The sequence below is a fragment of the Streptomyces morookaense genome, assembly GCF_013030945.1.
In the GTDB taxonomy this organism is placed as follows: domain Bacteria; phylum Actinomycetota; class Actinomycetes; order Streptomycetales; family Streptomycetaceae; genus Streptomyces; species Streptomyces morookaensis.
The window spans coordinates 1-8,277 of the sequence record NZ_JABBXF010000147.1 but is presented as its reverse complement, the minus strand read 5'-3'; the positions used below and the strand labels follow the sequence as shown (position 1 = coordinate 8,277).

1 protein-coding gene and 1 pseudogene are annotated in these 8,277 nt (G+C 74.1%); both read right to left on the bottom strand.

Annotated elements, in window-relative coordinates; all coding sequences use genetic code 11:
• A pseudogene (locus tag HG542_RS33495) lies at positions 1-5,185 on the bottom strand (SDR family NAD(P)-dependent oxidoreductase); the annotation flags it as partial.
• Positions 5,186-5,264: 79 nt separating this feature from the next.
• The coding region (locus HG542_RS33490; protein WP_171088139.1) for a type I polyketide synthase at positions 5,265-8,277 on the bottom strand (3,013 nt) is incomplete at its 5' end.

Genomic DNA, 8,277 nt, shown 5'->3' with positions numbered 1-8,277 from the left:
CGGCGGCCGTGTCCGCCGGGCTCTCGCCGAGGAGTTCGGTGCCGATGTGCCGGGCGAGTGCGGCGGGCGTCGGGTGGTCGAAGACCAGGGTCGCGGGCAGCCGCAGGCCGGTCGCGGCGGAGAGCCGGTTGCGCAGCTCCACGGCGGTCAGCGAGTCGAAGCCCAGGTCCTGGAAGGCGTGCGCGGGCCGGATCGCCTTGGGCGAGGAGTGCCCCAGCACGGCGGCGACCTCGGAGCGGACCAGGTCCAGGACGGCCTCGTCCCGCTCGTCCTGCGCCAGCCCGGCGAGGCGGGCGGCCGACGAGCCGGTGGCGGCGGGCTGGACGGTGCCGCGCGTGGTGCCGCGGACGAGTCCGCGCAGCAGCGCCGGCAGGGTGTCGGCCGCCCGGTTCCGCAGCGCGGCGGTGTCGAGCCGGACGGGTACGAGCACGGCCTCGGCGGAGGCGAGCGCGGCGTCGAAGAGCCGCAGCCCGTCCTCGGTGGAGAGCGGCAGCACGCCGGAGCGTGCCATGCGCGACCGGTCCGCCTCGCCGAGGGTCTCGGCCATGGCGCCGTCCTGCTCCCACAGCCCCCACGCCAGCGAGACCGTGGGCGCGCCCTGGGCGCGGCGGTGCCGGGCGAAGGCGTCGAGGAAGGAGTTGGCGGCGGCGTAGTTGCCCTGGCCGGGGTTGCCGAAGACGCCCGCGGCGGAGGAGAAGAGGACGAACGGCTTGTCGCCGCCGGCCAGTTCGTGCAGGTTGAGCACGGCGTCGGTCTTGGGCCTGAGCACGGCGTCCAGGCGCTCGGGCGTCAGCGCGGCGAGTACGCCGTCGTCCAGCACTCCGGCGGTGTGCACGACGGAGTCGACCGGTGTCGCGGCCAGCACCCGGGCGAGGGCGTCGCGGTCGGCCACGTCGCAGGCGGCCCAGGTCACCTCTGCGCCGCACGCGGCGAGTTCGGCCTGCAGCTCCGCCGCGCCCGGGGCGTCGGCGCCGCGGCGGCTGACCAGCAGCAGGCTGCGCACGCCGTGTTCGGCCACCAGGTGACGGGCGAGGGTGCCGCCCAGGGCGCCGGAGGCGCCGGTGAGCAGCACGGTGCCGAGGGCGGGGGCGGCGGCGTCCGGCTCGGGGGCGGCCGCCCGGGCCAGGCGCGGGACACGGAACCCGCCGTCGCGGACGACGACATGGGGTTCGCCGGAGCGCATGATGCCGGGCACGTGAGCCGGGGCATCCGCCGGGCTGCCGTCGGTCTCGATCAGGACGATCCGGCCGGGGTTCTCGGCCTGGGCCGACCGCACCAGGCCGCCCGCGGCGGCGTGGGCGAGGTCGTCGCAGCGGGCCACGAGCACCAGGCGCGCCGCCCGCTCCACGGCGGACCACCATTGGAGCAGCTGCAGCGTCCCGGCGGTGACCGCGCGGACCCGCTCGGCCTCGGAAGCTCCTTCCGGGCCTTCGGGGAACGGAACGACGACGGCGTCCGACGACGAGCCGTCGGTGAGCGAAGCGATGTCCGGGACGTACTCGACGCTCGTGCCGTCCGCGTCGGACGGCAGGGACAGCGGTGCCCACTCGACCGTGAACATCGCGTCGTCGGAGCGCCGGCGCAGCTGCTCCGCCGACACCGCGCGCAGCGTCAGCGCCTCGACGGACGCGACCGGCTCACCGGCGGCGTCGGCGACGAGCAGGGACACCGTGTCCGTGCCGGCGCGCGACAGCTTCACGCGCACGGTCGACGCGCCCGTGGCGCGCACGGTCACACCGGACCAGGCAAACGGCAGCAGCGGCCCGCCCGTTGCGGCCACCAGGGTGCCGCCCGCGCCGATCGCGTGCAGCGCGGCGTCCAGCAGTGCCGGGTGCAGGAGGAAGGAGCCGACGTCCATGCCGTCGGGGAGCGAGATTTCGGCGCACACGTCCTCGCCCGCGCGCCATGCGCGCTGCAGGCCGCGGAACGCCGGTCCGTAGGCGAGGCCGAGACCGGCCAACTGCTCGTAGAAGCCGTCGAGATCGACCGGTTCGGCGCCGGCGGGCGGCCACGCGGTGAGCGCCTGCCCGGCCGGTGCGCCGGTGCCTTCGGCGACAAAGCCGGTGGCGTGCCGCACCCACGGCAGGTCCGTGCCGTCCTCGGGGCGCGAGTGCACGGTCAGCGGCCGGCGGCCGGAGCCGTCGTCGGCGCCGACCCACACCTGGACCGCGATGCCGCCGTGCTCGGGCACCACGAGGGGTGCTTCGAGGGTGAGGTCCTCCAGCACGTCGCAGCCGGCTTCGTCGGCCGCGCGCACGGCCAATTCGACGAAGGCGGTGCCGGGCAGCAGCACGCTGCCGAGGACCGCGTGGTCGGCCAGCCACGGGTGCGTGCGCAGCGACAGCCGCCCGGTCAGCAGCCGCTCGTCGCCGCCGGCCAGCGCGACGGCGGCGCCCAGCAGCGGGTGGTCGGCGGAGCCCAGGCCTGCGGCGCGGACGTCGCCGGGTGCGGCGGCCGAGGAGTCGAGCCAGTAGCGCTCGTACTGGAAGGCGTAGGTGGGGAGTTCCACACGCGCCGCTGCGGGGAAGAGCGCGGTCCAGTCGGGCGAGACGCCGTGCGCGTGGAGTTCGGAGACCGCGGCGATCAGTGCGGCGCGCTCCGGGCGGTCGGCGCGCAGCACCGGAACGGTGAGGGCGTCCTCCAGGCAGCCCTGGGCCAGTGCGCTCAGCACGCCGCCGGGGCCGATCTCGACGAAGTGGGTCACGCCGTGCTCGTGCAGGGTCTGCACGCCGTCGGCGAAGCGCACGGCCTCGCGGACGTGCCGGACCCAGTAGTCGGCGGTGTACGCCTCGGCGAACCGGCCCGTGACATTGGAGACGACCGGGATCTGCGGCTTGTCGAACGTCATGTCACGCACGACGGCGGCGAAGTCGTCGAGCATGGGGTCCATCAGCGGCGAGTGGAACGCGTGGCTGACCTTCAGCCGGGACGTCTTGCGGCCCTGCTGCTTGAACGCCTCCGCGATCGCCGTCGCGGCGTCCTCGGCACCGGAAATCACCACGGACTGCGGGCCGTTGACCGCAGCGATGCTCACCTGGTCGGTGAGGTGCGGGAGGACTTCGTCCTCGGTGGCCTGGACGGCGATCATCGCGCCGCCGGCCGGCAGGGCCTGCATCAGCGCGGCGCGGGCGGACACCAGCTTCGCCGCGTCCGCGAGCGACAGCACGCCGGCCACATGCGCGGCAGCGATCTCGCCGACCGAGTGACCGGCCACGTAGTCCGGCCGGATGTCCCAGGACTCCAGCAGCCGGAACAGCGCCATTTCGACGGCGAAGAGGGCGGGCTGGGTCATGCCGGTGCGGTGCAGTGCTTCGGAGTCGACGTCCAACGTCATCCCGAGGTGTGCACACACCTCGTCGTACGCCGCAGCGAACACCGGGTAGGCGGCGTACAACTCCCGTCCCATGCCCAGGCGTTGCGAGCCCTGGCCGGAGAAGAGGAATCCGATGCGGCCGGCGGTGTCGACGTGACCTCGGGCCACGCCCGGGGCCGGGGAGCCGGCGGCCACCGCGCGCAGGCCCTCGGTGAGTTCGGCCAGGGTCTCGCCCTGCACGACCGCGCGGTGCTCCAGGGCGGTGCGCGTGGTGGCGAGCGAGAACGCGACGTCGGCCGGCGGGGCTTCGGGGTCCAGGCCGGAGAGCAGGCGCTCGGCCTGCGCGGCGAGTGCCGCCTCGGTCTTGCCGGACAGCACCCACGGCACCGGCCCGCCCGCGGCCGGGAGGGCCGCCGCGACGGTGGCGGTTGCGGGCTCCTCGGCGCCGTCCTCGGGGTTCTCCGCGTCCTCGTCGGGTGCGACGGCCGGCGGGGCCTCTTCGATGATCGTGTGCGCGTTGGTGCCGCTGATGCCGAAGGAGGAGATGCCGGCCCGGCGCGGCTGGTCCGCGGCGGGCCAGGGCACGGGCTCGGTCAGCAGGCGCACCTCGCCCGCCGACCAGTCGACGTGCGGGGACGGGGCGTCGACGTGCAGGGTGGGCGGCAGTTCGGCATGGCGCATGGCCATGACCATCTTGATGATGCCGGCGACACCGGCCGCGGCCTGCGTGTGGCCGATGTTGGACTTGATGGAGCCGAGCCACAGCGGCTTGTCGCCGGACCGGCTCTGGCCGTAGGTGGCCAGCAGTGCCTGGGCCTCGATCGGGTCGCCCAGCCGGGTGCCGGTGCCGTGGGCCTCGACCGCGTCGACCTGGGCGGGGGTCAGCTGTGCGGCGGCCAGTGCCTGCCGGATCACGCGCTGCTGGGAGGGGCCGTTGGGGGCGGTGAGTCCGTTGGACGCGCCGTCCTGGTTGACGGCGGATCCGCGCACGACCGCGAGCACGTGGTGGCCGTTGCGGCGGGCGTCCGAGAGCCGCTCGACGAGCAGCAGGCCGACGCCCTCGCCCCAGCCGGTGCCGTCGGCGCCGGCGGCGAAGGCCTTGCAGCGGCCGTCAGGTGCCAGGCCGCGCTGGCGGCTGAAGCCCACGAAGGTGGCGGGGCCGACCATGGCGGTGACACCGCCCGCGACGGCCAGCGAGCACTCGCCGTTGCGCAGGGCCTGGACGGCCAGGTGCAGGGCGACGAGCGACGACGAGCAGGCCGTGTCCACGGTGACGGCCGGGCCTTCGAGGCCGAAGGTGTAGGCGACGCGGCCGGAGGCGACGCTGCCCGAGGTTCCGGTGCCGAGGTAACCCTCGAGGTCTTCCGGGGAGTTCTGCAGGGTGGCGAGGAACTCGTGGTTCATCACACCGGCGAAGACGCCGGTCCTGCTGCCCGCCAGCGAGGCGGCATCGATGCCGGCCCGCTCGAAGAGCTCCCACGACGTCTCCAGCAGCAGTCGCTGCTGGGGGTCCATGGCGAGCGCCTCACGGGGCGAGATCCCGAAGACGCCGGGGTCGAACTGGGCCAGTTCGTCCAGGAATCCGCCCTCGCGGGCGTAGCTGGTCCCCCGGTTCTCCGGGTCCGGGTGGTAGAGCGCGTCCAGGTCCCAGCCGCGGTCGGCGGGGAACTCCGAGACGGCGTCCCGGCCGGTGGAGACCAGCTCCCACAGGTCCTCGGGCGAGCGGACGCCGCCCGGGTAGCGGCAGCTCATCCCGATGATGGCCACCGGTTCCCCGGCGGCGTCCTCGTAGTCGCGAAGACGCCGCCGGGTCTCCTGAAGATCTGCGGTGACTCGCTTCAGGAAAAAGCGGAGTTTGTCCTCGTTCGTCACCGAAATCGTCCCCTACCCCTGTGCAGATTCCATTTGGAAACTTGGAAATCGGCAAGGAGGATCCGGGACACCGGAATCGTCAGGAGATCCCGTATTCCTTGCCGAGCAGATCGAACATTTCGTCGTCCGTGGCCGATTCCAGATCACTGCCGTCGATTCCGGAGCCCTCCGGCGTCCTGCCGGATTCACCGGCAAGTGCCAGTACCTCCTGGAGCTTTGACACGATCCGCTCGCGGGCATCACCCTCGGACAACTTCGTGGCCAATTCTTGTTCGATCGTCTCGAGGTGGGCAAGTAGGGAATCCACTAGGGCTGGTCCGGCCGCATCCGTGGTCTCCGTGAGCACATGCCGGGCCAGCAGAGCGGGCGTCGGATAGTCGAAGACCAGCGTCGCCGGCAGCCGCAATCCGGTCGCCTTGTTGAGCCGGTTGCGCAGTTCGACGGCGGTCAGCGAGTCGAATCCCAGGTCCTGGAAGGCGTGTTCCGGCTGGACCGTCCGGTCCGAGGCGTGGCCCAGCACCGCGGCCACCTCGGCCCGCACCAGATCCAGCACGGCCTTGTCGCGCTCGCCCTCCGGCAGCCCGGACAGCCGCTCTGCCAGCGACGATACGGACGATGCGGCGACGGTCTGCGCCGTCCTGCGGACCGCGGCCGGCGCCAGGGCGCGCAGCACGGCCGGCACCCCGCCGGCGCGCAGCGCACCGGTGTCGATGCGCACCGGGGCGAGCACCGCCTCGTCCGAGGCCAACGCCCGGTCGAACAGCCGCAGTCCCTCTTCCGACGACAGCGGCAGGACGCCGCTGCGCGCCATGCGCGCCCGGTCGGCCTCGGCGAGACCGTCCGTCATCGCACCGGACTCCTCCCATACTCCCCACGCCAACGACGTGGCGGGCAGGCCCTTTCGGCGGCGGTACGACGAGAAGGCGTCGAGGAAGGAATTCGCAGCCGCATAACTCGCCTGACCGGCACTGCCGATCATTCCGGCGACCGACGAGAACACCACGAAGGCGGCCAGATCCATTTCCCGGGTGCACGCGTGGAGATTCAGCACGGCGTCCACCTTGGGCCGGAGGACCCCGGCGAGCCTTTCCGGCGTGACCGAGGAGACGACCCCGTCGTCCAGAACGCCCGCGGTGTGCACGACGGCCGACAGCGGACGCCCGTCGAGTCCGGCCAGCATGGCGGAGACGGCATCCCGGTCCGCCATGTCGCAGGCGGCCCAGGAGACTTCGGCCCCCCACGCGGCCAGTTCGGCCGTCAGCTCGGCCGCCCCGGCGGCCTCCGCGCCCCGGCGGCTCGCCAGCAGCAGCCGGCGCACCTTGTGCTCGGAGACGAGGTGCCGGGCGACGAGCCCGCCCAGCGCACCGGACGCACCGGTCACCAGGACGGTCCCCGCAGCGAGGCCCGGCGTGCTCCCGCCGGTCGCGGGCGCCTTCACCAGGCGCGGTACGAGCACGTCCTCGCCCCGCACGGCGAACTGCGGCTCACCGGAAGCGACGGCAGCGGGCAGCACCCGCATCGCCGCACCGGTGTCCTCGGCCTCCACCAGCACCAGCCGGTCCGGGTTCTCCGACTGCGCGGAGCGCACGAGCCCCCACACCGCGGCGTGGGCGAGGTCACCGGGACGCGTCACCAGCGCCAGGCGCCCCGGCCGGTCCTCCGCCAGCCACCACTGCACCAGCTCCAGCACCTCGCGGGTCACGGCGTGCACCTGCTCCGCGCCGTCCTCGCCCGTCCCCACCGGGCACGGGACGACCGCGATCCCGGGCAGGTCGGACTCGGCGGCCAGCGCAGCCCGATCCGCGTAGCTCCGTACGCCCGACTCCGCCGCCTCGTCGGCCGTCCCGGCGAGGGACACCGGCTGCCAGGCGAGGCCGAACAGCGAGTCCTCGGTACGCCTGCCGGAGCCGCTCGCCCTGAGCAGCTGCTCCCGCGGCACCGGCCGCAGCGACAGCGCGTCGGCCGTGGCCACCAGGCCACCGGCGGCGTCGGCCACGGCCAGCGACACCGCGTCCGTGCCCGTCCGCGAGACCTTGACCCGCAGCGCCGTCGCCCCGACGGCCAGAACGCTCACCCCGGACCAGGCGAAGGGCAGCAGCGGCCCGTCGTCGACGGGGACGAGACCGCCCGCGCCGATCGCATGCAGCGCGGCGTCCAGCAGTGCCGGATGCAGGGCGAACCCGTCGGGCTCCGTGCCCTCGGCGAGAGCCACCTCGGCCAGGACGTCGTCCCCGCTGCGCCACACCGAGCGCAGGCCCTGGAAGACCGGGCCGTATTCCAGGCCCAGTTCGGCCATGCCCTCGTAGAAGGCGGTCAGGTCGACGGCCTCCGCACCGGGCGGCGGCCAGGCCCCGGCCGCTGCTTCGAAGGCGGTTCCGTGCGACGGTTCGGGCAGCTCGTCGGCCAGGTACCCGACCGCGTGCCGGGTCCATGCCGCGTCGTCCGCGGCATCCTCCGGCCGCGAGTGGACGGTCACCGCGCGCCTGCCCGGCTCGTCCTCCGCACCGACCCACACCTGCACGGCCACACCGCCGCGCTCGGGGACGATCAGCGGCGCCTCCAGCGTCAGATCGTCGATCCGCGCACAGCCGGCCTCCTCGCCCGCGCGCACCGCCAGTTCCACGAGTGCGGTGCCCGGCAGCAGCACGCTGCCCATGACCATGTGGTCGGCGAGCCACGGGTGGGTCGCGAGCGAGAGCCGCCCGGTGACCAGGAACCCGCCGCTGCCCGGCAGCGCGACGGTCGCGCCCGCCAGCGGGTGCACGGCCGCGCCCAGCCCGAGCCCGGTGGCGGCAGCACCGCCGGTGAACTCCTCGGGCGCGTCCAGCCAGTACCGCTCGTACTGGAACGCGTAGGTGGGCAGGTCGACTTGGCGGGCACCCGGGAAGAGCACCTGCCAATCCGGGGTGACACCGTGCACGTACAGCTCGGCGAGCGCGGTGACGGCGGCCTGCGGCTCGGGGCGATCGGCACGGAGGACGGGGATGGTGACGGCCTCGTCCAGGCAGCCCTGCGTCATACCGCTCAACACCCCGCCGGGGCCGATCTCCACGAAGGCGGTCACACCGAGGCCGTGCAGGGTCTGCACACCG